Origin of the sequence: Facklamia miroungae, assembly GCF_012396555.1 — a bacterium.
GTDB classification, from domain to species: Bacteria; Bacillota; Bacilli; order Lactobacillales; family Aerococcaceae; genus Facklamia; species Facklamia miroungae.
In genome coordinates this window covers 23,586-50,427 of record NZ_JAAXPS010000006.1, presented here as the reverse complement: position 1 = coordinate 50,427, position 26,842 = coordinate 23,586, and the positions used below count along the sequence as shown (strand labels likewise).

The 26,842-nt window shown below is 36.6% G+C and carries 25 protein-coding genes; 19 read left to right on the top strand and 6 right to left on the bottom strand.

Features of this window, described 5'->3' with window-relative positions; translation table 11 throughout:
* The first annotated feature begins 89 nt into the window (after nt 1–89).
* Complete coding sequence (locus HF969_RS06945) at nt 90–971, top strand: M15 family metallopeptidase (RefSeq protein WP_090290050.1); 882 nt, start codon at nt 90–92, stop codon at nt 969–971.
* An 82-nt stretch (nt 972–1,053) separates the two neighbouring features.
* Here HF969_RS06945 and HF969_RS06940 read toward each other — a convergent pair whose 3' ends face one another.
* A complete protein-coding gene (locus HF969_RS06940) occupies nt 1,054–1,608 on the bottom strand; it encodes a chromate transporter (protein WP_090290051.1) in 555 nt (184 codons plus the stop codon).
* A gap of 4 nt (nt 1,609–1,612) precedes the next feature.
* The gene (locus HF969_RS06935) at nt 1,613–2,164 is read right to left on the bottom strand and encodes a chromate transporter (protein ID WP_090290052.1); all 552 of its coding nucleotides are present in this window, start codon (nt 2,162–2,164) and stop codon (nt 1,613–1,615) included.
* Between the two features lie 142 nt (nt 2,165–2,306).
* Here HF969_RS06935 and HF969_RS06930 point away from each other — a divergent pair, with 142 nt between their 5' ends.
* The 9 genes from HF969_RS06930 to HF969_RS06890 all read left to right on the top strand — a co-directional run bounded on the left by HF969_RS06930 (nt 2,307) and on the right by HF969_RS06890 (nt 12,120).
* Nucleotides 2,307–3,422 carry an ATP-NAD kinase family protein gene (locus tag HF969_RS06930; protein WP_090290053.1) on the top strand — a complete coding sequence of 372 codons (1,116 nt, stop codon included), beginning with the start codon at nt 2,307–2,309 and terminating at the stop codon, nt 3,420–3,422.
* Nucleotides 3,423–3,718: 296 nt separating this feature from the next.
* The gene (locus HF969_RS06925; RefSeq protein ID WP_090290054.1) at nt 3,719–5,389 is read left to right on the top strand and encodes a formate--tetrahydrofolate ligase; all 1,671 of its coding nucleotides are present in this window, start codon (nt 3,719–3,721) and stop codon (nt 5,387–5,389) included.
* Nucleotides 5,390–5,483: 94 nt separating this feature from the next.
* Entirely contained in the window at nt 5,484–6,338 is an 855-nt protein-coding gene (locus tag HF969_RS06920; RefSeq protein WP_090290055.1) for a bifunctional 5,10-methylenetetrahydrofolate dehydrogenase/5,10-methenyltetrahydrofolate cyclohydrolase, read from the top strand.
* 9 nt (nt 6,339–6,347) lie between these two features.
* Nucleotides 6,348–6,974 (top strand): cyclodeaminase/cyclohydrolase family protein, encoded by a 627-nt coding sequence (locus HF969_RS06915; protein ID WP_090290056.1) that lies wholly within the window; start codon nt 6,348–6,350, stop codon nt 6,972–6,974.
* A gap of 18 nt (nt 6,975–6,992) precedes the next feature.
* The gene (gene gcvT, locus HF969_RS06910; RefSeq protein ID WP_090290057.1) at nt 6,993–8,129 is read left to right on the top strand and encodes a glycine cleavage system aminomethyltransferase GcvT; all 1,137 of its coding nucleotides are present in this window, start codon (nt 6,993–6,995) and stop codon (nt 8,127–8,129) included.
* Between the two features lie 83 nt (nt 8,130–8,212).
* The gene (gcvH, locus tag HF969_RS06905) at nt 8,213–8,572 is read left to right on the top strand and encodes a glycine cleavage system protein GcvH (protein WP_090290058.1); all 360 of its coding nucleotides are present in this window, start codon (nt 8,213–8,215) and stop codon (nt 8,570–8,572) included.
* A gap of 118 nt (nt 8,573–8,690) precedes the next feature.
* The gene (gene gcvPA, locus HF969_RS06900; protein WP_090290059.1) at nt 8,691–10,040 is read left to right on the top strand and encodes an aminomethyl-transferring glycine dehydrogenase subunit GcvPA; all 1,350 of its coding nucleotides are present in this window, start codon (nt 8,691–8,693) and stop codon (nt 10,038–10,040) included.
* Nucleotides 10,040–11,533, top strand: coding sequence for an aminomethyl-transferring glycine dehydrogenase subunit GcvPB (gene gcvPB / locus HF969_RS06895; protein ID WP_090290060.1), 1,494 nt, complete (start codon nt 10,040–10,042; stop codon nt 11,531–11,533). The genes gcvPA and gcvPB overlap by 1 nt, the downstream gene beginning before the upstream one ends.
* Before the next feature lie 134 nt (nt 11,534–11,667).
* Nucleotides 11,668–12,120, top strand: coding sequence for a Fur family transcriptional regulator (locus tag HF969_RS06890; RefSeq protein ID WP_090290061.1), 453 nt, complete (start codon nt 11,668–11,670; stop codon nt 12,118–12,120).
* Nucleotides 12,121–12,189: 69 nt separating this feature from the next.
* Here the strand turns inward: HF969_RS06890 and trpS are convergent, their stop codons facing one another.
* On the bottom strand, nt 12,190–13,179 hold the full coding sequence (trpS, locus tag HF969_RS06885) for a tryptophan--tRNA ligase (protein WP_090290062.1): 990 nt from the start codon (nt 13,177–13,179) through the stop codon (nt 12,190–12,192).
* A 329-nt stretch (nt 13,180–13,508) separates the two neighbouring features.
* Between trpS and spxA the strand changes: the two genes are divergently transcribed.
* From spxA to pepF, 4 genes are all read left to right on the top strand, one after another.
* Nucleotides 13,509–13,907 (top strand): transcriptional regulator SpxA, encoded by a 399-nt coding sequence (gene spxA, locus HF969_RS06880; RefSeq protein WP_090290093.1) that lies wholly within the window; start codon nt 13,509–13,511, stop codon nt 13,905–13,907.
* Nucleotides 13,908–14,072: 165 nt separating this feature from the next.
* Nucleotides 14,073–14,828, top strand: coding sequence for an adaptor protein MecA (locus HF969_RS06875; protein ID WP_090290063.1), 756 nt, complete (start codon nt 14,073–14,075; stop codon nt 14,826–14,828).
* Nucleotides 14,829–14,885: 57 nt separating this feature from the next.
* The gene (locus HF969_RS06870) at nt 14,886–16,016 is read left to right on the top strand and encodes a competence protein CoiA (RefSeq protein WP_090290064.1); all 1,131 of its coding nucleotides are present in this window, start codon (nt 14,886–14,888) and stop codon (nt 16,014–16,016) included.
* A 133-nt stretch (nt 16,017–16,149) separates the two neighbouring features.
* On the top strand, nt 16,150–17,967 hold the full coding sequence (gene pepF, locus HF969_RS06865; protein ID WP_090290065.1) for an oligoendopeptidase F: 1,818 nt from the start codon (nt 16,150–16,152) through the stop codon (nt 17,965–17,967).
* A gap of 74 nt (nt 17,968–18,041) precedes the next feature.
* On the opposite strand, the gene trmB is transcribed toward pepF, so the two are convergent.
* The 3 genes from trmB to HF969_RS06850 form a co-directional block, all read right to left on the bottom strand.
* Complete coding sequence (gene trmB / locus HF969_RS06860; protein ID WP_168427182.1) at nt 18,042–18,689, bottom strand: tRNA (guanosine(46)-N7)-methyltransferase TrmB; 648 nt, start codon at nt 18,687–18,689, stop codon at nt 18,042–18,044.
* A 12-nt stretch (nt 18,690–18,701) separates the two neighbouring features.
* Nucleotides 18,702–19,481 (bottom strand): phosphotransferase family protein, encoded by a 780-nt coding sequence (locus HF969_RS06855; protein WP_168427181.1) that lies wholly within the window; start codon nt 19,479–19,481, stop codon nt 18,702–18,704.
* 177 nt (nt 19,482–19,658) lie between these two features.
* Nucleotides 19,659–19,985: a PepSY domain-containing protein gene (locus HF969_RS06850; protein WP_090290066.1), complete on the bottom strand. Its 327-nt coding sequence runs from the start codon at nt 19,983–19,985 to the stop codon at nt 19,659–19,661.
* Nucleotides 19,986–20,174: 189 nt separating this feature from the next.
* Between HF969_RS06850 and pepA the strand changes: the two genes are divergently transcribed.
* The 5 genes from pepA to polA all read left to right on the top strand — a co-directional run bounded on the left by pepA (nt 20,175) and on the right by polA (nt 26,654).
* Nucleotides 20,175–21,248 carry a glutamyl aminopeptidase gene (gene pepA / locus HF969_RS06845; protein ID WP_090290067.1) on the top strand — a complete coding sequence of 358 codons (1,074 nt, stop codon included), beginning with the start codon at nt 20,175–20,177 and terminating at the stop codon, nt 21,246–21,248.
* Nucleotides 21,249–21,261: 13 nt separating this feature from the next.
* Nucleotides 21,262–21,891, top strand: a complete 630-nt coding sequence (gene ytpR, locus HF969_RS06840; RefSeq protein WP_090290068.1) for a YtpR family tRNA-binding protein — start codon at nt 21,262–21,264, stop codon at nt 21,889–21,891.
* 30 nt (nt 21,892–21,921) lie between these two features.
* Nucleotides 21,922–22,581, top strand: a complete 660-nt coding sequence (locus HF969_RS06835; protein WP_090290069.1) for a hypothetical protein — start codon at nt 21,922–21,924, stop codon at nt 22,579–22,581.
* A complete protein-coding gene (murC, locus tag HF969_RS06830; protein ID WP_090290070.1) occupies nt 22,581–23,915 on the top strand; it encodes a UDP-N-acetylmuramate--L-alanine ligase in 1,335 nt (444 codons plus the stop codon). The genes HF969_RS06835 and murC overlap by 1 nt, the downstream gene beginning before the upstream one ends.
* A 63-nt stretch (nt 23,916–23,978) precedes the next feature.
* Nucleotides 23,979–26,654 carry a DNA polymerase I gene (polA, locus tag HF969_RS06825; protein WP_090290071.1) on the top strand — a complete coding sequence of 892 codons (2,676 nt, stop codon included), beginning with the start codon at nt 23,979–23,981 and terminating at the stop codon, nt 26,652–26,654.
* Nucleotides 26,655–26,842 lie beyond the last annotated feature (188 nt).

Here is a 26,842-nt window from a genome sequence, read left to right as displayed (position 1 = left end):
TTGAGGTTTTTCAATATTAATTTATTTTTGATCAAAAAAGCTTATTTAGATTTAATTGTATTTTAATTCAAACCAAGAGGTGCCGCAAAATGAAACTTAAAAAAATTCTCTTAGCCCTCCTACTTGTAGTCATTTTCTCAATACATAAAGTACACGCTATGACTGAATATGTACTGCCAAATATTAATGAAGTGGAAGCTTCTCAAACCCATCTAGACAGTGAGCAATTATTGGAATTACTACCTAAAAATGCTGATAGCAATGATCCCTTTTTGGCGCTAGTGAATCCACTTAATCCGGCAAATATTCAAAAGCCAGTTGATTTAATCACATCAAATGAAGGAATACCTTATGCTGCAAGTATTGAAAAGGAGCTTAATCAATTATTACAAGCTGGTGAAGAGTCAGGGTATCATTTCACGATAATTTCTGGTTATCGCACCAGTAATCAACAGGCAGATTTAGAAAGCACAAGAAAACAATCCTTGTTAGCAAGTGGCTATAGCGAAGCAGAAGCTAGCCACTTAACTAATCTTTATACAGCTCCTGCGAATGCTACCGAGCATATGACAGGTTTAGCGATAGATATCCTAGGCCAGGATTGGACGACTATAGGAGGAGGGTTAACAGAGCATTACAGTGAGGTAGGGTCTGCTCAATGGCTAGCGAACTACGCAGCAAATTATGGGTTTATTTTAAGATACCCTCGAGAAAAAACAGAAGTCACAACTTTTAATTTTGAGCCTTGGCATTTCCGCTATGTAGGAAAAGAACATGCCCAATTTATGATGAAACACGGCCTTGCACTTGAAGAATATTTAGCCCTTATCTATGAGCGGGATAAACAATTGGAAATGGAAAAGATGAGTCAGATCGCCGATAAACAAGCTGTACTTAAAGCAAGGGAATGGTTAGAAGAGCAAAGCAAAGTTATTAATGATTTGTTTGAAACGATTCCGCCAAAAAAATAAAAACAAATGCTCATCATCATTGAGGAAAACAAATGCTCATCATCATTGAGGAAAACCAATGATGATGAGCATTTTTAAGTATTTACAAGGCATGATAGATTATATTAACAAGACCGGCAGACAGCATAATTAAAATGGGATTTGCTTTAAATTTATTTAAAAAAAACATAGCCACCGAAAAAATAATAAGCATTAACCAATTAGGATCCATCCATATAATTCTTTCATTGCCCCAAATAGCATTGATGAAAATGGATAAGCCTGAACTAGCTATTAGAGCAACTACCACCGGTCTCAAGATAAACAAAGTGTCTTGCATAAGACTCAGTTTTTGATAGCGATGATAGAGATAGGCTAGAAATGTCACTATTATAATGGATGGTAATGTACAACCAATTGTAGCGGCAACCGCTCCACCTACGCCACCAATTTGAGTGCCAATGAAGGTTGAAGCGTTAATAGCTATAGGTCCAGGTGTCATTTGTGAAATAGTAATCAGATGACTGAATTCTTCTAATGTCAACCAGTGCTCTTGATGAACGACTAAATCCTCAATTATAGGCAGAGCGGCATAACCCCCTCCAAAGGAGAGAAGGCCAATATTTAGAAAAGTTAAGAATAATTGCCAATAGATCATTGAATCACCTCTTTAAAAAGGAATAAATAACGCCACAACATAAAGAAAAGACTATTAACCATGAAACAGGAAAATTGAAATAACTAACGAGAAGAAGAGCAAGCAAAAAAATTAGAATTAAATATTTTTCTTTTTTCTTTACAAGGTCTTTAACCATGTTATAAACAACTGAAACAATGACGGCAGCTACACCTGCTTGCATTCCTTCAAGCATCCAGGCAATCCATTGATTTTCAATAAAAGTTTGATAGAAGTGGGCAATAATGGAAATGATAGCAAATGGCGGCAGGACGGTGGCAAAAACAGTGGTGATAACCCCAAGCCATCCTGCAAGTTGATACCCTACAATTACTGCAGCATTTATCGCAATTGCGCCAGGTGAAGATTGAGCGATGGCAATCATATCAAGCATTTCGTTTTCTTCAAACCACTGATAATCATCGACAAATTGTTTTTTCATCAGACTAACGATTACATAACCGCCACCGAAGGTGAAGGCACTTAAAAGAAAAGTCACTCTAAATAATTTAAGATAAAACTTTAAGTTTCTTTGCAAAGAATCACTCCTAGTAATTGCTAGTTAATAGATAATTAAAATTATAGAGAGAAATCGATAAAATGTAAACCGAAGTTGAAGTATGACAAAACAATAAAATAAACCTATAATAGAAAAGAAATAGATGGAAAGGAACGTCGAAATGAAAAAATTAGGAATTGTCGTTAATCCAATTGCAGGCATGGGTGGCAGAGTTGGACTTAAAGGAACGGATGGAGAAGAAGTATTATCTGAAGCTATCAAACGGGGAGCTAAACCAGAAGCTCCGACTAAGGCGGTGAAAGCTTTGAAAGAATTGAATCCTCTTAAAGATGAATTAAAAGTGTATGTTGCTTCTGATGATATGGGAGAAAATTTAGTTAAAAAGACAGAATTGAACTATGAAGTTATTCATCAAATCAAACACGAGAGCAACGCGTCAGATACCATCGAGTTAGTGGAAAAATTACACGATTTAGAGGTGGATTTAATCCTATTTGCAGGAGGTGACGGAACAGCACGTGATATTGCTTCAGTAACTCAATTGTCAATCCCGACAGTTGGGATTCCAGCCGGGGTCAAAATACATTCACCAGTCTATGCGGTTACTCCTGAACACGCTGGCATACTAGCGCTTAGATATTTAAAAGATAAAGATCTTCCTTTGAAAGATGAGGAGGTCATCGATATTGAAGAGAATGCTTTTCGGCGTGACGAAATAATTACTAAAGTATATGGCTATTTAAGTGTACCTTATGATGAAAGTCATCTCCAGAACCTCAAATCACCTACTCCTCAATCCGATGAGGCGGCTCGAATATCTGCCGCATTAGATATTATTGATAGAATGGAAGAAGATGTTTACTATATTATTGGTTCGGGATCAACAGTTGCCCCTGTAATGTTGGAACTAGGTTTAAATCCAACATTATTAGGTGTTGATATTATTCGTAATAAACAGATCGTTAAAAAGGACGTCTATGAGCAAGAGATATTAGATATTATTGGTGATCAGCCTGCCAAATTGGTCGTAACACCAATGGGGGGGCAAGGCTATCTGTTTGGACGGGGCAATCATCAACTGTCTGATAAGGTTCTATCTAAGTTAGATAAAGAAGATATTATAATAGTTGCTACACCTGGAAAACTGAACACCTTAAAGGGACAACCGTTACTAGTATATACAGGGAACCGTAGAGTAGATGAAAAACTTGCAGGATATCATAAAGTTTTGCTGGGGTATCATAATTCAAGAATGTATAAGGTATCTGCCATTTAACATGCAAATTTTTTGTGAAAAAAGCATATAATGGCCAAGTGGATATCATAATATTAATAACAACTTTTAACCACTTGATTCCAGTTGTGAAAAGAACAACTAATACATTTTGTTGATAATATCCGCAATTTTATCCTTGCTTTTTAAAAATTAGCTTGTGAATACTATAGCTAAATTAATAAAATTACAAAAATTTCAAAACACTCGATAAAATGTAAGAGTTTCCTAGGGTTTTATGGTATGATGAAAGATGCATAGAGATACTATGTGATTTATCTAAAGGGGGAAAAGATTTAATGAAGACAGATATTCAAATCGCACAGGAAGCCAAATTGCAACCCATTGAAGAAGTGGCTGCAAAACTAGGCATTTCTAATGATGTGTTAGAACCTTACGGTAAAACCAAAGCTAAAATTGATTTTACTAAATTAGATATGGACAACAAGGATCTAGGAAAATTAATTCTTGTAACAGCCATTACACCAACTCCTGCCGGTGAAGGTAAAACAACTACTTCAATCGGTTTAGCAGATGGAATGTCTAAAATTGGTAAGAAAACAGCTGTTGCTTTACGTGAGCCTTCATTAGGGCCAGTATTTGGTATTAAAGGTGGGGCTGCCGGTGGCGGATACGCTCAAGTTGTTCCAATGGAAGATATCAACTTACACTTTACTGGTGACTTTCATGCGATTGGAGCAGCAACTAACTTAATCGCTGCCTTATTAGATAACCACATTCACCATGGTAATGAATTAGATATTGATACAAATCGTATTGTATGGCGTCGTGTTGTAGACATGAATGATCGTCAATTACGTAACATTGTAAATGGATTAGGTCGTCGCGTAGACGGTGTAACACGTGAAGATGGCTATGATATTGTAGTAGCATCAGAAGTTATGGCAGCATTCTGCTTATCTAATACTTTACAAGAATTAAAAGAAAAATTAGGAAACATGATTGTTGCTTATACTCGCAAAGACAACAAACCAATTACTGTTAAAGACATCAATGGAGCTGGTGCAGCTACAGCTTTACTTAAAGATGCAATTAAACCGAATATTGTACAAACTTTAGAAGGTACACCAGCATTTATCCATGGTGGACCATTTGCAAACATCGCTCATGGATGTAACTCAATTATTGCTACAAAATTAGCAATGAATTACGCTGATTACACTATTACAGAAGCAGGATTCGGTGCAGACTTAGGGGCTGAGAAATTCTTAGATATCAAGTGTCGTCAAGCTGGAATTGCTCCATCAGCAGTTGTCATTGTTGCAACGATCCGTGCTTTGAAAATGCATGGCGGCGTTGACAAGAAAGAATTGGGGCCAGAAAACGTCGAAGCATTACGTAAAGGTATGCCTAACTTAATGCGTCACATCAACAATATTAAGAATGTTTTTGGATTAAACCCAGTAGTTGCAATCAATGCATTCCCTACGGATACAGAAGCTGAAATTGAAGCTTTACGTGAAGAATGTGAAAAAGAAGGCGTTAAAGTTGTTCTTTCTACTCACTTCTCTGATGGTGGCGAAGGTGCTGTTGAATTAGCTAAAGCAGTGGTAGAAGCAGCTGATAAAGAAAGCAATTTCAAATTTGCATATGATGTGGAAGCTTCAATAGAAGAGAAAGTTGAAACATTAGTAACTAAGATCTATGGTGGTGCTAAAGTTGAGTTTGCTCCATCAGCTAAGAAGAAAATTAAACAGTTCACTGAACAAGGCCATGGAAACTTACCAATTTGTATGGCGAAAACTCAGTACTCATTCTCTGACGATCCAAAAGCACTTGGAGCTCCAGAAGGATTTACTGTAACAATTCGTGATTTAACTGTTTCTGCAGGTGCTGGTTTCATTGTTTGCTTAACTGGTGATATTATGAAGATGCCTGGTTTACCGAAAGAGCCAGCAGCAAACCGTATTGATGTAGACGAAAAAGGAAATATCGAAGGATTATTCTAAAAAGTAACACTTCTCAAATAAAATGAATAGTCGAGCGAGTAAATTATTGCTCGTTCGACTTTTACAGTGTAGTGAATAGAAAAGGGAGGATCTTATGGGTAAGATTTTAGATGGTAAAGAAGTTGGAAAAGCAATTCGCGAGCGCACGCGTCAAGAAGCAGAAGCACTTAGAGAAAAAGGAATTGTACCAAAATTAGTTGTTTTACGAGTAGATGAGAATCCGTCTTCAATGGCATACGAAAAAAATGCTATGAAAGTGATGGAAAAGTGTGGCATTGAAGCAGAGGCTCGGACCGAACTTAATGCGAAAACGACAGAAGATGTTTTGAAGATTATTGACGAATTAAATGAAGATGAATCAGTTTCTGGCGTGATCATTATGCAACCATTCCCAGAAGGCATTGAACGTGCAGAAATTGCTGAGCGTTTAAATCCTTTCAAAGATGTAGATGCCTTGAATCCTGTTAACTTAGGTAAATTAATTAATAATGACCCTACTGCAATGGCTCCTTCTACAGCTCAAGCGTGTATTGAGATTCTAGATTATTATGATTATGAATTAGAAGGCGCAGAAGTTTGTGTGATTGGTTCTTCACCAGTAGTAGGTAAACCACTAGCAGTTATGTTGTCAAACCGGAATGCCACAGTTTCAAATACCCATGTTTACACTAAGGACAACACAATTCATACTACACTTGCAGATATCGTGGTTTCAGCTACAGGAGCTTTAGGTTTAGTTGGCCCTGATTATATCAAAGAAGGAGCAACTGTTATTGATGTTGGCTTCGGTTATAAGGATGGTAAAGCAACAGGTGATGTTCGCTTTGATGAAGTTGAACCAAAAGCAAGTGCAATCACTCCAGTTCCTGGAGGCGTTGGATCTGTAACAACAGGTGTATTAGCTTCACAAGTAGTTAAAGGTGCTAAACTTCTAAATGGTATAGAATAGGAGCCGGTAATGAAAGAATTAAAAGTAACGGAATTTATAAATAAGTTAGCTTCTAATGAACCAACCCCCGGTGGTGGCGCTGCTGCAGGAGTTACTGCAGGTTTAGGAATCGGTGCTATTTTAATGGCTATGCTTTTTTCCCAAAGCGATAAATTATCAGAAGAAGAACAGTCTTTTTTAGCTCAAAAAATTGAAGATTTCGAAAAGAGTAAAGAAGTTTTTGTTAATATTATTGATCGTGATGCGACAGAATTTGAGCCTCTATCCGCTGCATACGGCATGCCAAGAAACAGTGATGATGAAAAGCAAGCTCGCCAGGAAGCTATTCAAAAAGGGCTTGTGATTGCTTCGCAACCTCCGATCGATTTAATTTCGGAAGTAACGAAAATTGTTGAGGACTTTGATAAAGTAATTCCTTTAATTAAAAAGATTATTATTTCTGATGTTGGTGTAGGTCTACAGATGTTAAGATCAGCAGTTCAAGCTTCTTCTTTAAATCTCTATATCAATGGCGGACAGCTTAAAGATAAAGATAAACAAGAAGAGTATTATGATTTAGCTAACACTAAAGTGGCTGACTTATCGACTCAATTAGATGAATATTACTCACAAGTAAAAGACATTTTAATCAAATAAGGTGAAGGAGATAATAGAATGACAAACGTTCAAGTAGATGAAAACGGATTGAAAAAAACACCAATGTACGACTATTATGTCGAAAAAGGTTGTAAAATTACCGATTTTGGTGGATGGGGATTGCCAATTCAAATTACTAAAATTGCTGAAGAGCATGAAGCCGTTCGTAATGCTGTAGGCCTATTTGATGCTTCTCATATGGGGGAAGTTCGTGTTAAATCAGGTAAAATGAATGCTTACGACTGGTGGAATGGTTTGATCACTAACGACGTACACAAGGCTACTTATAATGGTAAGGCTCAATATACTGCTGTATGTAAAGAAGACGGTGGTATGTTGGATGACTTAATTTACTATCGTCGTAATGATGATGAATTTGTGGCAACACCTAACGGATCAAACCGTGAAAAAATCGTTCAATGGATGCACGATCACAACCAAGATGGTCAAGTTGAAATTACAGATGAGACTTATGATTGGGGATTAATTGCCGTTCAAGGGCCAAATGCTGAAGCGTTATTAGCACGTATTACTGATACTGACTTGAAAGAAATTGAATACTATTCCTATAAACAAGATCAAGTAGTAGCAGGTATTGAAAGAGTTCAAATTTCACGTACAGGCTATACAGGCGAAGAAGGGTTTGAATTATATATTCCTTCAGAGCACATGGTTGACATTTGGAAAAAATTAGTTGAAGAAGGTCAGGACTTAGGTGTGAAAGAATGCGCCTTAGGTGCACGTGATACCTTGCGTCTTGAAGCAGGTTTACCATTATATGGAAATGACTTTGACGAAAGCGTCAATCCAATTGCTGGTGGTATTGCTTTTGCGGTTCCAAAAGCTAAAGAAGCAGATTATATTGGCAAAGAAGCCATTGCTGCATACCGTGCTGGTGATAAAAAAGAAGCGTCTCGCGGCTTTAAGATTGATGGTAAACAAATTGCGCGACATGGTATGGAAGTTAAAAGCCAAGATGGCGAAGTGATTGGTGTGGTTACTTCCGGAACTAAATCTCCTTCTTTAGGATATCCTTTAGGTTTTGTGCGAGTTAATAGTAATTTTAAAGTTGGCGACAAAGTAATTATTGACATTCGTGGTAAAGAGATTGAAGCTGAATTAACTAAAAAAGATTGGCTAAGTGCCAGTAAGTAAATTTATCTGAAAGTAGTTTCATTTTCTATAAATGTTTGATAAAATGGTCACATAAATAATATTAAGAAAAGGGGTCATTTATAATGTCACAAGTATTTTTTACAGAAGAACACGAATTTATCGAAATTTTAGCTCCTAACAAAGCACGTATTGGTATCACTGCTTTTGCTGCTGAACAATTAGGAGATATTGTTCACGTAGAATTACCAGAAGTTGACGATGAATTTGATGCAGAAGAAGAAATTGTTACTGTAGAATCAGTTAAATCTGTTTCTGAAGTTTACGCACCATTTGCAGGTAAAGTGGTAGCTATTAACGAAGAATTAGAAGATGCTCCTGAAACAGTTAACGAAGACGCTCAAGGTAAAGGATGGTTCTTCGAAATCGAAACAGAAGAAGATATTGACACATCAGCTTTCTTAACTGAAGAGCCTGCTGAATAAACATAAATTCTTATGAATTTCCTATTAGAGTGACTCTTAGTCACTCTAATATTTAGGTTAAAATTGCTATAAATTTAATAAATACGAATTAAAGAAAAAACAGATGAAGGAGCAGATCATGGCAAACTTTAGATATTTACCTAACACAGAGCAAGATCGCCAAGCAATGTTAGAAACAATTGGCGTAAAAGATATTATGGATATCTTCTCTGACTTGCCAGAAAATGTACGTCGTGAAGGTAAAATGAACTTACCTGAACCACTTTCTGAAATGGAAATTGTTAAAGAAATGACAAAAATGGCGGCCTTAAATACTTCATCAAGTCAAAAGCCTTTCTTCTTAGGCGCAGGGACTTATGACCACCATGTACCATCAATCGTAAAACACATTATCATGCGTCAAGAATTTTTGACAGCTTATGTTCCATATCAACCAGAAGTATCTCAAGGTGAATTACAAGCACTCTTTGAATGGCAAACGATGATTGCTGAATTAACAGGAATGGATTTAGCAAACTGTGGTATGTATGATGGGTACAATGCTGTTTCTGAAGCGGCAAACTTAGCCTTTGGACATGTTAAGAAGTCTAATAAGGTATTAGTTTCTAAAGGTTTGAATCCGCAAGCAATTGAAACAGTAAAAACATATGGATTTGGTAAGAATTACTCAGTTGAAGAAATCGCTTTAGAAAATGAAGTAACAAGTCTAGAAGACTTGAAAGCGAAACTCAATCCTGAAGTGGCAGCAGTGATTGTTCAATATCCTAACTTCTTTGGATCAATCGAAGACTTGAAAGCAATTAAAGCTGTTTTAGAAGGAACTAAGACCTTATTAATCGTTTCTGCTAACCCGTTAGCCCTTGGAAAATTAGAAAAACCAGGTGCTTTAGGAGCAGATATTACAGTTGGAGATGTACAGCCATTTGGTATTCCAATGTCACTTGGTGGTCCTCACTGTGGTTATTTTGCTGTCAATGATAAATTAATGCGTAAAATTCCTTCACGTATCGTTGGTGAAACGGTGGATGAAGAAGGAAGACGCGGATTTGTAATGACTCTATCAACGCGCGAGCAACATATCCGTCGTGAAAAAGCGACTTCCAACTATTCATCGAATCAAGCTCTTTTCGCTTTGTCTTCTTCTATAGCGATGTCAGCTTATGGAAAAGTAGGTATTCAAGAATTAGCCCAAGCTAATATTAATAATACTCATTATCTAGCAAAAGAATTAAAAGCAGCAGGCTTTGAAGTAGTTAATACAAAACCGTTCTTTAATGAATTTGTAATTAAATTAAATAAAGATATTCAACAAGTTAATAAAGCCTTATTTGAAAAAGGGTTTGTTGGAGGCTTTGATGCTTCAAAAGCAATTGGAATGGAAAACGCCTATCTACTTTGTGCGACTGAAAAGCGTACGAAAGAAGAGATGGATGATTTTGTAACTGCTTTAGTGGAGGTGGCAAAATAATGATCTTACAAGATTACGATAAATTAATTTTTGAAATTTCACAAGAAGGGCATACAGCGTATGATCTGCCAGTTTCTGAAGTAGAAGAATATGACTTGTCGGCTGAATTAGGCGAATATGCTCGCCAAGAACCTGCCCGTCTGCCTGAAGCTTCTGAATTACAGATTGTTCGTCACTATACGGCACTATCTAACCGCAACTTTGGGGTCGAGTCAGGACCTTACCCATTAGGATCTTGTACAATGAAGTATAATCCTAAAATAAATGAGGACGTTGCCGCAATGGACGGATTTGCCAATATTCACCCATTGCAAGATCCAGATACGATTCAAGGTGCCTTACAATTAATGTATGAGTTGCAAGAATACTTGAAGGAGATTACCCAATTCTCCGCTTTAACTTTGCAACCCGCTGCAGGAGCACAAGGTGAGTTGGCAGCTATTTTAGCTTTCAAGGCTTATTTTAAGTCAATTGGAGAATTAGAGCAGCGTCGTGTCATTTTAATTCCTGACTCTGCTCACGGAACAAACCCAGCAACAGCAATGGTAGCTGGATTTGAAACATTAGAATTACCTTCAACTCCAGAGGGTATCATTGATGTAGAGGCAGTTCGTGCAGCTGTTGGTCCAAATACAGCAGGTATTATGATTACTAATCCTTCTACAGCTGGATTGTTTGAAAAAGACGCGAAAGAAATTGTTGATATCGTTCACGAAGCAGGCGGATTAGCTTATTACGATGGCGCTAACTTAAATGCGATCATGGGCTTAACTTCTCCAGGAGCGATGGGATTTGATGCTTGTCACTTAAATCTTCACAAGACCTTTACTGGTCCTCACGGTGGTGGAGGTCCTGGTTCTGGTCCAATCGGAGTTGTAGACAAGTTGGCACCTTTCATTCCTGGACCAAATGTGGTTAAAAATGGAGACAAGTACGAATTAGAAATGCCTGAAAAATCTTATGGTCGTATTAAAGGCAACTTTGGTAACTTTGGTGTCAATGTACGTGCTTATACTTACATTCGAGCAATGGGTCCTGAAGGATTGCGTCGAGCTTCTGAAGATGCTGTGCTTAATGCTAACTATTTACGAGTACGCGTGAATGAATACTTCGATGCTCCATTCCCTAATTTCAATAAGAATGACTTTGTACTAGATTTAAGTCGTCATAAGAAAGATTATGGCGTAACTGCAAAAGATGTAGGTAAGCGTTTGTTGGATTTTGGAATTCACGCACCGACTACCTACTTCCCATTACATGTTCATGAGTGTTTAATGGTGGAACCAACTGAAACAGAATCAAAACAAGACTTAGATTATGTAGCAGATATCCTGATTAAGATCAATCAAGGAGCCATTGAAAACCCTGAAATTGTTCAAACTGCTCCGCACAATACACCTGTTAGACGGTTGGATGAAGCGGGCGCTTCTCGTAAACCAGTTCTAAAATATACTTTTGAAAAGCATGAATCTGATTCTTCAGAAGTAGAGTAAACAATTAGTTAAAAAACATCAACCGACTTAAAACGGTTGATGTTTTTTTGCCAACTTTTTAAAGGCTTAATGATAATCGTTTTAATTTGGGAATATAATTTGTTATAATGTAGAGAATAGGAGGTGGCTAGATTATGCAAGATAAAGAAAAGCTTGAAATGGAAATCACCAAACTTTTAGAACAGATGCAGAAAGATAAAATTAGAGTAACCCCCCAGAGACGGGCCATCTTGAAAATCATTTTGACAAAGGTAAATCACCCGAGTGTAGAAGAAATTTATCAGCAAGTCCAGGAAGTATACCCTACAATGAGTTTAGCCACGGTATATAATAATGTTCGCGCTTTTGTCAATGCAGGTATTCTACAAGAGTTAAATTTTGATGAAAAAACAAAGCGCTATGATCTAGTTTATCAGCCACATGGACATACTATTTGTCAATCATGTGGAAAAATTGAAGATGTGTTTTTAGATCAGTTCGCGGATTTGTATAAAGAAATTAGCCAACTGGAACGTTTTCAAGTTCAATCGATGGAAGTATCCTTTCGAGGACTTTGTCAAGAATGCTTAGGAAAGAAAAAAGTTTAATAAACCTATTAATATAAAGGGTCAAGTTACTGAATAACTTGACCCTTCATTGAGTTTTATAATAAATGATTATCGATAATGTATCCCCATTACTTTTTCCATGCGAGCGAGGGTTTGAGAAGCTGTTTCATTAGCTTTGACTGCCCCTACTTTGAGAATCTCGTAGAGTTCATCACTTTCAATGAGTTGTTGATAGCGAGCCTGAATAGGTTCAAGTACAGATACAATCAGATCGGCAAGATCAGATTTAAAGAGTCCATATCCCGAGTTTTGATATTGATTTACGATTGTCTCAATCGATTGACCATTAAGGCTCGAATAGATTTCAAGTAAATTAGCTACAGCGGGTTGGTTTTCTTTATCATAGTTGATAATTCCAATTGAATCAGTCACCGCTGATTTGACCTTTTTAATTATTTCGCGGGGTTCATCGAGCATAGAAATTTTATTTTTTTCATTTTTATCAGACTTGGACATTTTTTTATTTGGATCTTGCAGGCTCATCACACGCTTACCTGCGTTAGGGTAGAGCGGTTCAGGTTTAACCAGAACACCTTCACCAAAACGATTATTAAAACGGTCAACAAAATTTCTGGTTAATTCAATGTGTTGACGTTGATCATCACCTACGGGCACATATTTTGCATTATAGAGAACGATATCACCAACCATTAAAGCAGGGTAGCAAAGTAGGCCAGCACCCACAGACTCTTGCTTTGCAGACTTATCTTTATATTGTGTCATCCGCTCTAATTCGCCCACCCCTATTTGACAGGTGATCAACCAAGCTGCTTGTGCGTGAGCGGGTACTTCTGATTGAACAAACACAGTAGATTTTTTAGGGTCAATACCAATCGCTAAATACAAAGCAGCTAATTGCTTTGTCTGTTTTACTAATACTTTAGGGTCTTGAGGAACTGTAATGGCATGTTGATTTACAATACAATAGGTGGCGTGGTACTTATCTTGAAGATCAACAAATGACTTCATGGCTCCGATATAATTACCGAGTGTTGGAATGGACGATGGCTGAACGCCAGAAAAGATAGTTTCTTTCATGATACTCCTCTTTCTAAAGACTGATAGTTACGATAATAATTATAACCTATTTAACTATAAATGCTAGTATTCATTAAAAAGGAGATATTTTTCACAAACTTTTTTTATTCATCAGAAATTCTAATAATTATCATACATAAATCACTTATCTTAACTTGATTTAAAGCTTTTTTGTTGCTATAATTTTAATTATAGTAGTAAATACTTTGTGAAACTCACTTATTGTATCGAAATTTTTCGATTGTTATTAGTGGTATTTTAACAACTATCATTGAATATGTACGTGACCGTAAGAGAGAACAATGTTCACAAGAGAGGATGATCTTTTAATGGTAACATTATATGTAACTCCAAGTTGCACGTCATGTAGAAAAGCCCGTTCATGGCTAGAAGAAAATGATATTCCGTTTGAAGAACGTAATATTTTTACTGAACCTTTAACAATTAATGAGATAAAAGGGATTTTGAGGATGACAGAGGAAGGGACAGAAGATATTGTTTCGACTCGTTCTAAAGCTTATTCTGAATTAGATATAGAAATCAGTGAATTACCTCTAAATGACTTTTTCGAATTGGTGCAAAGTCAGCCAGGTCTTTTGCGTCGACCTATTATTTTAGATGATAAACGCATTCAGATTGGTTATAATGAAGACGAAATTAGACGATTCTTACCACGTGAAGTAAGAGCTCGCGAATTACGTCGTGCTAGAGCTTTAGTTAATGAATAATGCATGAGAATCAAGGGCCTTGGGGCCCTTTTTTGACTGGAAATTGTATGATCGTCTAGGCTTGCATCGCTAATGTATTTTTGCTAAGATTACTAAACATGACATAATGTTTGGTATGTCTAAATGGAAGTAGTATAATAGATAAGAAGGTGGAGGTGAATTGCTATGGAAATGGAACACATTAATGATAACTTAATAAAGGTTTTAATTGGGTCTGAAGATTTAGAAGAACGTGGAATTGATTTTCTGGACTTAATTGGAGATCAATCGCGCATTGAAAAATTCTTTTATTCAATTTTAGAAGAAGTGGATATTGATCATCATTTTCATGATTCAGAAGCTGTGACTTTCCAAGTGATTCCTAACAGCGAAGGCTTAGAATTATATATTAGCCGTGCCAATGTTGAGGAACTGGATGAGGTTTGGGAAGACGAATTGACACGTCGTCTCAAAGAACGAAAAGAAATGGTTCAAAAGGATCGTCTTTCAGAACAAAATGAAGAATCAAAGTCTGGTTCTGCTGGAAAGGCAGAATCATCTTCTGAGAAAAAATCCAAAGAATCGGCGATTGAGTCGATGATGAACTTATTTAATCCGAAATTTGCTCCAGATGAGAAAGAAAATTTAGCAGGTAAATTTACCGAAGAAGTCATTCGGTTCACTTCATTAGACGATTTTTTGAGATTAGCACGTGAAATCCCTAGTCAATTAATTAGGTCGGATCTTTATTATATGAATTCTACTTACTTTTTAGTTTTATATGATTTAGAAAAATCAATTAATAAAGAAAAACTAGCCACCAAATTGCTCGCTTTGTTTGAGTTTGGAGAAATATCGATGGTCACTTCTTCGGTTTTAGCTGAACACGGCGACTTATTACGTGGAGACGATGCACTGTTCTTTTTCGGGAATCAATTTTAATTTGATAATAACACTTTGACCTCCTTTTATCTGTATTTAGATAAAAGGAGGTTTTTTATGTATTTAGCCCTTAATCTATTCGGAGAATTCATCTATGCGGATCAAGCTAAGCGAGATCAAAAATATTTTTGTCTGAAATGCTCACAGAAAGTTATTCTGATAGAAAGGTCAAGAGGTCGGCCTTATTTTAGGCACATACAAAAATGTGCTGCAGATAACTATTATATTGAAAATAAGCTTGAAGGGTTGATAGATGAAAAGCATAAAGGAGAGAGTATTGAACATAAGAAAGCTAAAGACTTGATTATAGAAAATGGCCAAAGATTTGGTTACTTTTGTCAACAGGAAGTTCGATTTGAAAATATAAATCAAATTGCAGATCTTTTAGTCAAAGATAATACAGGCGATTGGATTATAGAGTTTCAAAAGTCAGTCATTCCAGCTCGAGCATTAAGAATCCGCCAACAAGCTTATCAAGACCTAGGTTACCAAGTGCAATGGTTAATCGATGATTGGCATTTTAAACATAAGTTTATGAGTCACTGGATCAGACGTTGTCTCTCCTTTTCTGCTGCATTGGGCTACCATTTATGGACCTTAGATATAAATAAACAAGAAGTGAATTGTTATTATCAGTTACCCTTAATCTATTGTACAGAGAGCTTAGAAATAAATTTTGCAACTTTAAGTAAAGATATGAACTGGATCAAAATTTTTAAAGAAGAGTTTGCTGGAAACTTAAAAAAGACTTCTTTTATGAGAAAAAAATCTATTTTTCAAAAAAAAAACTCGCAAAAATATTCTAGAATATGTCAATCGATAAAACTTAATCCCAGTTATCACTCTTATTTGCGGGAACTATACAACTATAAGCTCAATCTAAATACTTTACCGACTTGGATGTTTGATATGCATTGGGGAATGCTAGCTTTTAAAGAACCCGCTTGGTTAATTTGGGTGTGGGCTTATGAATCATACGTTTGGATGAATCGTGATAGGGATTTTTCTAATCGCACAGAGGACGACTTCTTGTTTAGGCATTTCTTTTCAAGGATGAATGCCCATTTAAAAGAGGCTCATTTTCATGTAGTGGACTTTCCTTTATTAAGTGATACTAAGAAATTAATTGAAGAAACTTTTTATATTCTTTTTTATGTTCTGAAGGATTTGCACGAATCTATTCTTTAAAAGACTGTAAAGAGTGGCTAAAAATGGTTCCCCTAAAAAATTAATTTATTAACTCTAAAATATGATTGATAACGTTCCCATTTATGATTTAATTATGATAAACTGTGATTATCATATGAAAAGGAGTAATGTTATGTCTACACAAAAATCACGCAAACGTTCTGAAATTGAAGAAAAATATACTTGGGATTTAAGATCTATGTATAAAGATCTAGAAGCCTTTGAATCCGACTTTTCTAAGGCTCAAAAGATGATTCAAGAAATAAAGGAATTGGAAGGAACATTAGGTCAAAGCCCAGAGCATCTCGCTAAGGCAATTGAGATGATGAAAGAAACTGAGCGAATTGTAGAGAACTTGTATGTCTATTCACATTTAGTAAGTGATCAAGATCAAACAGTTTCTGCCTCACAAAGTTTACAAGCGCGTACCTTACAGTTAATTACTGAATTGGACGGAGCGATTGCCTTTTTTGATCCGGAATTATTAGCGATTGAAGAAGAAAAGCTAAATGATTTTGTTAAAAACAATGAAAAACTTCAAAGCTATCGCCAATTTTTAGATAATGCCGTTCGTTTTCGTCCACACGTTTTAAGTCATGCAGAAGAGTTATTGTTAGCTAAAGCTGGTGAAATTTTTGCTACTCCAAGTAAGACATTTGGTTTGCTAACGGATGCTGATTTAAAATTCCCAACAATCAAGGATGAAGAAGGTCATGAAGTGGAACTCACACATTCGGTGTATGGGAAAATGCTAGAGTCATCAGATCGCAGGGTTAGAAGAGAGGCCTTTCAACAATACTATAGTGTTTTTGAACAATTTAAAAATACATACGCTAGTTTGATTTCTAGTCAAATGAAAGCACATAATTATCAAGCAAAAGTGCGTCACTTTGACTCAGCCCGTCAAGCGGCTCTCTTCCAAAATAATGTGCCAGAATCAGTTTATGATACCTTGTTAGAGGCAGTCCACTCTCGTTTAAGTCTTTTGCATCGTTATGTGGCTCTTCGTAAAGACTTATTAGGTATTGATGACTTAGAAATGTATGATATGTACACACCTCTTTTAGGGGAACCACCTATTAAAGTCACTTATGAGGAAGCACAGTCGATCATATTAAAAGCTGTAAAACCCATGGGTGAAGATTATGTGGCGATTATGAAAGAAGCCTTTGCTGATCGGTGGATTGATCTTTATGAAAATATTGGTAAGCGTTCAGGAGCTTATTCTTCAGGAACGTACGATTCTAAGCCATATATCTTAATGAACTGGCAAGATTCAATCAACCATTTATACACCCTGATTCATGAATTAGGTCATTCTGCTCATTCATACTTGAGTCGTGAAAATCAAGAACATATCTATTCTGGTTATTCTATTTTCTTGGCAGAAATCGCCTCAACTACTAATGAAAACTTATTGACATATTATTTATTGGATAAATATGAAGATCCCGAAATCCGTCTCTTTATCATTAATCACTTCTTAGATGGGGCTAAAGGAACCGTCTTCCGCCAAACGCAATTTGCCGAATTCGAACACTTTATGCATACGGCTGATGCTGAAGGAAAGCCTTTGACACAAGAATTTCTTTCAGACAATTACCGAGAGTTAAATGCTAAGTATTATGGTGAAGCGGTTAATTCGGATTCTGAAATCATCTTAGAATGGTCACGTATTCCACATTTCTATTATAATTACTATGTATTCCAATATGCTACAGGATTCTCAGCCGCAACTTATTTTGCAGCTAAGATTTACCAAGGAGATAAAGAGGCTTTAGAAAATTATAAAGGTTTCTTGAAATCAGGTTCTTCTAAATATGCTGTGAATACGATGAAGGACGCAGGATTAGATATGACTCAAGCTGACTATATTTTAGCGACACTAGATGTTTTTGAAGAAAGACTCGACGAGTTTGAAACACTCTTAAAAGAACATCGTTCAAAATAAGGAAGTAAAAAAATTAACAAAAGACCTCACATCAGAGCAATAAGTTGATGTGAGGTCTTTTGTTTTGAAGGAAGTTAATCTTTAGTAGGAAGATATGCCTCTAGTCGATAAATAGGATGGCCTTTAGTTGAGAATTTTTCTTCGTATTCAGTCTGAATATTCCCTTCGAAATCACTGTTATGTAAGTCTAACCATACTTGACGTAAAACATAACCATACTGACTTAATGAAGCTAAAGAATATTGGAAGAGCCCCATATTATCTGTTTTGAAATGGATATCACCTTCAGAATTAAGGATAGTTTGATATTGACTTAAAAACTTGGGCGAGGTTAGCCGTCTTTTAGAATGCCGAGCTTTAGGCCATGGATCTGAAAAGTTGAGGTAAACACGACTTACTTCCCCCGTTTGAAAGAAAGTGCTAAGATCACCACCATGGGCATTGATAATTTGCAGGTTTTCAAGTTCTTCAGCGAGCTGTAATTCAAGAATCGATACAGCAACAGAGGTTTGTAATTCGATGGCAACATAATTAATCTGAGGATGTGCTTTTGCCATTCCAATTATAAATTGTCCTTTGCCTGAACCGACTTCGATATGAATGGGTTGGTCTTTAGCAAAACGTTTCTGCCATTTTCCCTTAAAGTCTTGTGGGTTTTGCGTGACATATTGAGGGTAAGACTGAAGCTTTTCAGCCGCCCAAGGTTTGTGACGTAATCTCATGAGGTCTCCTTTTTAATGTTCGTAGATATTTTTCAATAGGACAACAGTTTCATTTACTTGGTAATGTCGATCCTCTGCATAATATTCTTTAATTAGATTGAGACAAGCTAAAAGACTATACCATTTGACTCGTTTTTGAAAAGAATCCGAAAGCGGAAATTGGTAAAGTTCAAACCAACTCATCCAATCCTTAGGTGAGAAATAGTGACAAAGTAAGTAACAAATATCAAATAAAGGATCAGCAATTTTAACATTATCCCAATCGACCAAATATAAATGTTTTTCATCAGTTAGTAAAAAGTTGTTATGATTAAGATCTCCATGACAAATACAGTAATCAATAGTAAAGAAATCTGAATCAATCATTTGAGTCATCGTGGCAATAATTTGGTTAAAGTAAGTATGCGACTGTAAAGAAATCGGAAGGCCTTGATAATAATCTTGAAGTAAGTCCTTCGGAGAGGATTCTTGAGCATTTGCGCGCTTGAGCAAATTTAATAGGGAGTCATTTTGATGAATGGATCGTATTAAATCAATAACTTTTGAACTAGCCATATCTTCTTTTCTTAAACGTTGTCCATCTTCCCATTCTTGAGCAGTCAAGATATCGCCAGTGTAAGTTCGCTGGGTCCATTTTAATTTAGGTGTAATGCCTTCGGCTGCTAAGGCAGCGATAAAGGGCGAGGTATTGCGTTTGAAGAAGACTTTTTCATCTTTACTGACTCCCATGTAGGCTTGACCCGTATTTCCACTTAAGGGAGTCATTCTCCATTCTTCACTGTCATGGTACATGTCCTCGCTCCTTTCTTTAAAGTGATACTTTTTATTTTAACATGCTAATCTTTTAGGTCAACTGCTTTATGCTGGTTAAGTCATAAAGTAGAAGTTAAATCTAATTAAATCATTTGAGTATTAAGATATCAGTTTTGATTAGAGCAAAAAAAGCACCCGAAGGTGCTGGAAAATAAATTAGGCTTCAAAGGTACTGAGAATCTCTCCCGTATAGATATCCGCAACAAAATGATAGTGAATTATTTTCCCATTTTCTTTGCGTGAGATACCTCCTGTATAAACCAAAGGACGAGAATCATACACTGTATATTCGATCGGGTCATAATCAATCCAAGAACCTGTAATTTCTCCTTGCAGTTCAAAGGCCTCGCGAATACTTTCTAAAACTTTCCCTGCACTTAAGGGACGATTTTCTTTGAAAAGCAGAGTACCTGCGGCGCCGATAATGATTCCTGATAGTAAGACAATCGTTCCAAGTAGACTATTGTTTTTATTTTGTGACATAATTTTCCTCCTTATTTTGCTAACAATTTTAACTATGCAATGTTAGGTTGATCATACCACAAATTCCCATCTAAGAATACTCTCCTTACTTGGAAGCCAATTGCTTTTAAGCTTTATTTGTGACAAAATAAAGGTAATCTAATAACTGATAATTAAGGATGAGGAGGGTGTGGCTTAGCCACGGATGATATGAATGAAAAAACATTTGCACTAATTAAACAACTCACTGAATTACAAGGTATTTCAGGACATGAAACACGCGTTAGAAACTTTATGCATCAAGAGATGTCTCCGCTTGTTGATGAAATTTATCAATCAGCTTTGGGGAATATTTTTGGCGTAAAACATAGTCAGAAAGAAAATGCACCACGTTTGATGGTGGCTGCTCATATGGATGAAGTAGGCTTTATGGTGCGTGAAATTACCGATCGCGGTCTGTTTAGAGTAGTTCCGATTGGTGGATGGAATCCTTATGTGATTTCGGCTCAACGCTTTACCCTTCAAACTAAAAAAGGGGACTATCCAGTGGTTTCGGGAGCTGTGCCACCTCATTTATTGAGAGAAAAAGGGTCTCAATCTGCACTTAAGGCGGATGCTATTTTGTTTGATGCTGGCTTTTCTTCTAAAGAGGAAGCAGAAGAATTTGGTGTCAGACTGGGTGATCCAATTGTGCCTCAAGTTGAAACGATTAAAACGGCAAATGGCAAAGGAATTCTTTCGAAAGCATGGGATAATCGCTATGGGTGTACAGTCGTATTAGAAACTCTACGTGAAATTCAAAATGAAGAACTTGCAAATGAACTAATTATTGGAGCAAGTGTTCAAGAAGAGGTAGGCTTAAGAGGTATTAGAGGAGCAGTTCATGAGTTCAAACCCGATCTTTTTATAGCAGTGGATTGTTCGCCTGCTAACGATATTGAAAAAGCCACCCAAAGTGAAGGACAGTTAGGTGAAGGTTTCTTATTAAGAATTCAAGACCCCGGTATGATCACACATAAAGGTTTGCGTGAATATATTGAAGATACTGCTTCCACCCATAACATTCCTTATCAATCTTTCTTCTCCAAAGGGGGTACAGATGCTGGAGCAGCCCATACTATGAATAATGGAGTGCCTAGTGCTGTGATTGGAGTCCCAGCCCGTTATATCCATGGGCATCAAACTCTATTTACAATCGCCGATTACGAAGCAGCAAAAGAAATGCTTTTACATTTAGTTCGTCATTTCGATCGCACGACATATGAGTCAATTATCAAAGGATAGAAGGAGCATATTCATGAAGAGTTTAGCATTTTATAATAGAGAAGGAATTGGAGATGTTTTGCTTTTAACCAATGGCGTTACTGACGAAGATCATTTGATTCATGATAGTAAAGCGAATGTTACAGTAATACTTGATCGTACCAATGATCAGGTAATGGGTATCAATATTCATAATATATCCAATCATTTTACACCGACCGGTCAAGGCCACGTTCGCTTGAATGAGGAAGAAAGATGCCTAGTGAAAAACATCATTAAAGATGCTGGTTTCGATATAGAAATTGAGATCGATCAAGAGGAAAAATTTGTAGTAGGTTATGTAGAAGAGTGTATTCCTCATGAAGATTCAGATCATTTAAATATTACTCAAACACGCGTCAGTGACCAAGAAATATTACAGATTGTGTGTGGGGCAGCTAATATAACTCAAGGGCAAAAGGTTTTAGTGGCTAAGCCTGGGGCAGTTATGCCTTCGGGCGCAATTATATGGCCTGGTGAATTACGAGGCGTTCCTTCTAGAGGCATGATTTGTTCTACCCGAGAGCTTGGTTTAGAAGATATTCAAAATGATCCAGGCATCTGGGAGTTGCCGAATCATTTTGAAGTAGGAACAAGTTTAGCAGAAGTAATTCAAAGCTATTAATTTAGAGGAAAAATCATAAAGGAGATCGCTATGACTTCTGAATATAAAGGTCCTGCTTATAAGAAAGGACGCTCTTTAGCTGATAGCAGAAAAAGAAAATTTCAGCGTGGGATGACCGGACATCGTAGTTCAGATAAAAAGCTTGAAGAACCCGCAATTAAACGCGCGCAAAAAATAAATAAAGACTCATTAATTGGTAAAAATCCAGCAAATTCAAGTACTTTAAAGAACGATGAATTTTCGCAAGATATAGATCACACTAAAGACTATCAAACAGTTTTTGCTCAAAATGCTCATCAACATAAATTTGATAAAGCCAGTCAGGCGATGAGGTCTAAGGAAAATAAGGACGAACAATTTGATAGTGAGGTAAAAGAGACCGATCCTTCCTTTGCCTACGAAATTCCCTTTTTGCGCAAAAATGATTATCAAAGGGTTAGGATGGAAATCAACGATCAAAAGAATTATAATGATTCTTTGTTTACAAGAGAAGCAGAAACTATAAAAAAGGAAAGTCAAACCATAGAAGCACGATTAGCTAATATTGACCATTCCTTGAAAGCAGTTCAGCGTATGCAAGATGGCTATCAAGAGAAGTGGTCTAAGCGCCAAGTTGACCGACAGCTACTTAAGCGTTTGATAAAGGACAAACAATCCTTTCTCTTGTTTGCTAAGGAGGATAATGAATAATGTTAAATAAAAATACGGTATATCATTTCGTAGGGATTAAAGGTTCTGGAATGTCTGCTCTAGCGTTAGTTTTACACGGCGAAGGTTACCAAGTACAAGGAAGTGACGTGGCAACCTACTTCTTTACTCAACAAGAATTAGAAAACCAAGCGATTAAAATCTTAGAATTTTCACCTGAGAATATTGAAGAAGGTCAAACGATTATCGCTGGGAATGCATTCAGCGATGAACATCCCGAATTAGTCAAGGCTAAAGAGTTGGGATTGCCAATTTATCGCTACCATACCTTTATAGGTGATCTGCTTGATCACTATACGTCAATTGCTGTAACCGGTTCGCACGGAAAGACTTCCACCACAGGGCTTTTATCTCATACACTTAAAAATTTAGCACCACTTTCTTATTTAATAGGTGATGGTACCGGTTTTGGCGATGAAGATTCAACCTACTTTGCTTTAGAAGCCTGTGAATATCGTCGCCATTTTATGGCCTATCGACCAGATTATGCCATTATTACTAACATTGATTTCGATCATCCAGATTATTACAAATCCATAGATGATGTATTCTCTGCTTTTAATGACTTTAGTCAACAAGCTAAGAAGGGTATCATTGCTTGGGGGGATGACCCTTATCTTTCGAAATTAGAATCTAATGTCCCAATCTATCGGTACGGACTCAATGCTAACCACCTTTTTCATGCTGCTAACATTGAGCGAACTCAAGCTGGATCAGAATTTGATGTGTTTATTAATAAACAATTATTTGGTCACTTTTATCTACCTGCTTATGGACAGCATAATATTTTAAACGCTCTAGCAGTCATTACTTTCCTTTATTTGGAAGGATTCAAAGCCAAAGATATTGCAGAGCAAATGAAAACTTTTGCAGGAGTAAAACGGCGCTTTTCAGTGCGGCAAGTTCAAGATTTGATTATTATTGATGATTATGCCCACCATCCTAGTGAAATAAAAGCAACCATTGATGCGGCACAACAAAAATACCCAGATCGTCGTGTGGTAGCAATTTTTCAACCCCATACTTTTAGTCGGACGGTTGCATTATTGACTGAATTTGCTGAAGCTCTATCGATTGCAGATCATGTTCATTTGGTTGATATCTTCACCTCAGCTAGAGAGCAATCGGGAGATGTAAAAATTGAAGATTTAGCCGAAATGATCAATGATAAAGTCGAAATTATTTCTCAAGACCATTTATCTCCTTTAATGGATTACAAAAATGAAGTACTCTTATTTATGGGGGCAGGCGATATCGATCACTTGGCACGTCAGTTTGAGACGGCTTATGCAAGACTTCATGTAAAAAATTTATAATGTTATTTGATACTCAAAGCCAGCGAATCCGTTGGCTTTTTTAATAAAGATAGGAGTGGAACAATGTCAAAACGAACTTTGCTTTTAATTGACGGGTCGAGTTTAGCTTATCGGGCTTTTTTCTCAATTCTTGATATCGAACGGTTTAAAAATCGGGCGGGCTTACATACGAATGCTCTTTATTCATTTAAAAGAATGTTAGATAACGTCTTAAACCAATTTAAACCAACGCACGTTTTAGTTGCTTTCGATAAAAGCGATGTAACTTTTCGAACCGGAAAATTTCAAGATTACAAAGGAGGTCGCCAAAAAACGCCTTCTGAATTTAAAGAACAAATGCCTTATTTCAGAGTGCTTTTAGAAGCATATGGTATTAAACATTACGCTCTTGGTAATTATGAAGCAGATGATATTATCGGCACATTAGCCCACCAAGCAGATGATGCCGATGAAGTCATCGTTTTATCTGGTGATAAGGATTTAACGCAATTAGCCTCTGACAAGACAACCGTTTATATTACACGCAAAGGTGTCTCTGATATAGAAGCCTATACACCCGAATCGATTCAAGAAAAATGGGGTATTACACCTTTACAAATAATTGATATGAAAGGCTTAATGGGGGATTCCTCAGACAATTACCCGGGAATCACAAGAATTGGTGAGAAGACTGCGCTCAAACTACTTCATCAATTCGGATCGGTGGAAGCAATGTATGAGCGTTTAGATGAACTAAAAGCTTCTAAAATGAAAGAAAATATTATCAATGATGAAAAAAATGCGCGTATGAGTAAGGATTTAGCACGTATTCTTCATGATGCGCCAATTGAGATCACTATTGAAGATATGATACTTCAAAAACAAGATACCAATGCTTTGGTTGAATTCTATCGCCAAATGGACTTTCATTCCTTTCTTAAGGATTTACAGGCCGATCAAAGTGATTCTGATGCCATTCATCAAGCTGCCAAAGACCTACCCAACATTTCGATTGAAGTAATTGAGTCAGCTGAAGCGATTAACCAAACTATTCTTCCTGAGCAAGCGGTTTATTATAGTGAAACCTTACAAGATAATTACCATTTTGCTCCTGTTGAAGCAGTGGCATGGTTAGATTATGAAAAGAATATTATGTACATCTTGCAAAAAGACCAAGCCTTTTCTAGTCAAGTATTTAAAGACTGGCTAGCAGATCCATCTAAACAAAAAATCTTCTATGATTATAAGCGGGAAGCGGTTATCGCCTCTCGCTATGGTGCAACAATTCGAGGCATCGAAATGGATGTCTTAATTGCTACTTATTTGATTGATACGCATAATAATCAAGAACTTGTAGATATTGCCAATCTTTTGCAACTTCCTGTTACGGTTCAATATGATGAGGCAGTCTATGGTAAGGGAGCGAAACGAAAAATTCCGGAAGATGGAACTGTTTTCTACCAACATTTAGCTAACAAACTACAAACTTTAAAAGAAGTAAAAAGCCCTTTAGAGAAACGATTAGACGGTTTGGAGATGACTGAACTTTATCAAGAAATAGAAATGCCTCTAGCACAAACCCTAGCAGAAATAGAAATCCGAGGAATTAAAGTTGATCGTTCGACTTTAGATGACAAAAATGAGCAAGTTCAAATCCGAATGCAGAAAATAGAAGAAGAAATTCACGAAATGGCTGGCCGTGAATTTAATTTGAACTCTCCTAAACAATTAGGAATTGTTCTCTTTGAAGATTTGGGGCTACCTGTTATCAAAAAGACTAAGACGGGTTATTCAACAGCGGCAGACGTTTTGGAAAAGTTAACAGATAAACATCCGATTATTCCTGCCATTTTGGGATATCGTCAAATCGCCAAATTACAATCGACTTATTTAGCAGGGCTCCCTCCTTACATTAAAGAGGATGGTAAAATTCATACACGTTTTGTACAAACTTTAACTCAAACAGGACGCCTCTCATCAACGGATCCTAACTTACAGAATATTCCTATTCGGATTGAAGAAGGTCGAATGGTTCGACAGGCTTTTGTACCAAGCAAGAAGGGCTGGAAGTTATTTGGGGCGGATTATTCACAGATCGAATTAAGAGTTCTCGCTCATATTTCGCAAGATCAACACATGCAAGAAGCGTTTATAAATAATGAAGATATCCACTCTGCTACGGCTAGAAGAGTCTTTAACCTAGAAGATGATCAGGCAGTAGATGCAGACCATCGTCGCCAAGCCAAGGCAGTTAACTTTGGAATAGTATATGGAATTTCTGATTATGGTTTATCACAAAATCTAAACATTACTCGTAAAAAAGCCAAAGCTTTTATTGATCGTTACTTTGAGATGTTTCCAGGCATCAAAACATTTATGGAATCGATTGTGGAAGAAGCTAAAGAAAAAGGCTATGTAAAAACGCTCTTCAATCGTCGGCGCTATTTACCAGATATTCACGCTTCTAATTTTAATGTTCGTTCCTTTGCAGAACGAACAGCCATGAATTCGCCAATCCAAGGAACCGCTGCTGATATTATTAAAGTTGCCATGGTTCAATTAGATCATCGCCTAAAAGAAGAAGGATGCCAATCACGTATGATTTTACAAATTCATGACGAATTAATTCTTGAAGGTCCAGAAGAAGAAGTGGTGCTGTTAGAAAAAATAGTTCCACAAGTGATGGAGGAAGCTGCTGATTTAAGTGTTCCATTGAAAGTAGACTATCATTATGGAGACAGTTGGTTAGAGCTTAAATAGGATAAAAAAGCTCACAGTTATTAATTAGATACATGAAATTTAACCGGTTTTATCTGATGCATCTAAGAAATTATAATAACAAGTGGGTTTTTTATTTAATAGATTTGATGCGTTTCCATATAGTTGACAACTCTAACATAAAAATTCCATTAAACAAGGCGGATAAATTTTTTGAACTACATTCATTA

Coding starts and splice junctions, on each gene's coding strand:
- HF969_RS06850 (WP_090290066.1), bottom strand. CDS start 19,985: ATGTCACAAAATAAAAACAATAGTCTACTTGGAACGATTGTCTTACTA.
- gcvH (WP_090290058.1), top strand. CDS start 8,213: ATGTCACAAGTATTTTTTACAGAAGAACACGAATTTATCGAAATTTTA.
- HF969_RS06870 (WP_090290064.1), top strand. CDS start 14,886: ATGTATTTAGCCCTTAATCTATTCGGAGAATTCATCTATGCGGATCAA.
- HF969_RS06920 (WP_090290055.1), top strand. CDS start 5,484: ATGGGTAAGATTTTAGATGGTAAAGAAGTTGGAAAAGCAATTCGCGAG.
- murC (WP_090290070.1), top strand. CDS start 22,581: ATGTTAAATAAAAATACGGTATATCATTTCGTAGGGATTAAAGGTTCT.
- pepA (WP_090290067.1), top strand. CDS start 20,175: ATGAATGAAAAAACATTTGCACTAATTAAACAACTCACTGAATTACAA.
- HF969_RS06835 (WP_090290069.1), top strand. CDS start 21,922: ATGACTTCTGAATATAAAGGTCCTGCTTATAAGAAAGGACGCTCTTTA.
- trpS (WP_090290062.1), bottom strand. CDS start 13,179: ATGAAAGAAACTATCTTTTCTGGCGTTCAGCCATCGTCCATTCCAACA.
- gcvPB (WP_090290060.1), top strand. CDS start 10,040: ATGATCTTACAAGATTACGATAAATTAATTTTTGAAATTTCACAAGAA.
- HF969_RS06855 (WP_168427181.1), bottom strand. CDS start 19,481: ATGTACCATGACAGTGAAGAATGGAGAATGACTCCCTTAAGTGGAAAT.
- HF969_RS06875 (WP_090290063.1), top strand. CDS start 14,073: ATGGAAATGGAACACATTAATGATAACTTAATAAAGGTTTTAATTGGG.
- polA (WP_090290071.1), top strand. CDS start 23,979: ATGTCAAAACGAACTTTGCTTTTAATTGACGGGTCGAGTTTAGCTTAT.
- pepF (WP_090290065.1), top strand. CDS start 16,150: ATGTCTACACAAAAATCACGCAAACGTTCTGAAATTGAAGAAAAATAT.
- trmB (WP_168427182.1), bottom strand. CDS start 18,689: ATGAGATTACGTCACAAACCTTGGGCGGCTGAAAAGCTTCAGTCTTAC.
- gcvT (WP_090290057.1), top strand. CDS start 6,993: ATGACAAACGTTCAAGTAGATGAAAACGGATTGAAAAAAACACCAATG.
- HF969_RS06940 (WP_090290051.1), bottom strand. CDS start 1,608: ATGATCTATTGGCAATTATTCTTAACTTTTCTAAATATTGGCCTTCTC.
- HF969_RS06945 (WP_090290050.1), top strand. CDS start 90: ATGAAACTTAAAAAAATTCTCTTAGCCCTCCTACTTGTAGTCATTTTC.
- gcvPA (WP_090290059.1), top strand. CDS start 8,691: ATGGCAAACTTTAGATATTTACCTAACACAGAGCAAGATCGCCAAGCA.
- spxA (WP_090290093.1), top strand. CDS start 13,509: ATGGTAACATTATATGTAACTCCAAGTTGCACGTCATGTAGAAAAGCC.
- HF969_RS06915 (WP_090290056.1), top strand. CDS start 6,348: ATGAAAGAATTAAAAGTAACGGAATTTATAAATAAGTTAGCTTCTAAT.
- HF969_RS06930 (WP_090290053.1), top strand. CDS start 2,307: ATGAAAAAATTAGGAATTGTCGTTAATCCAATTGCAGGCATGGGTGGC.
- ytpR (WP_090290068.1), top strand. CDS start 21,262: ATGAAGAGTTTAGCATTTTATAATAGAGAAGGAATTGGAGATGTTTTG.
- HF969_RS06890 (WP_090290061.1), top strand. CDS start 11,668: ATGCAAGATAAAGAAAAGCTTGAAATGGAAATCACCAAACTTTTAGAA.
- HF969_RS06925 (WP_090290054.1), top strand. CDS start 3,719: ATGAAGACAGATATTCAAATCGCACAGGAAGCCAAATTGCAACCCATT.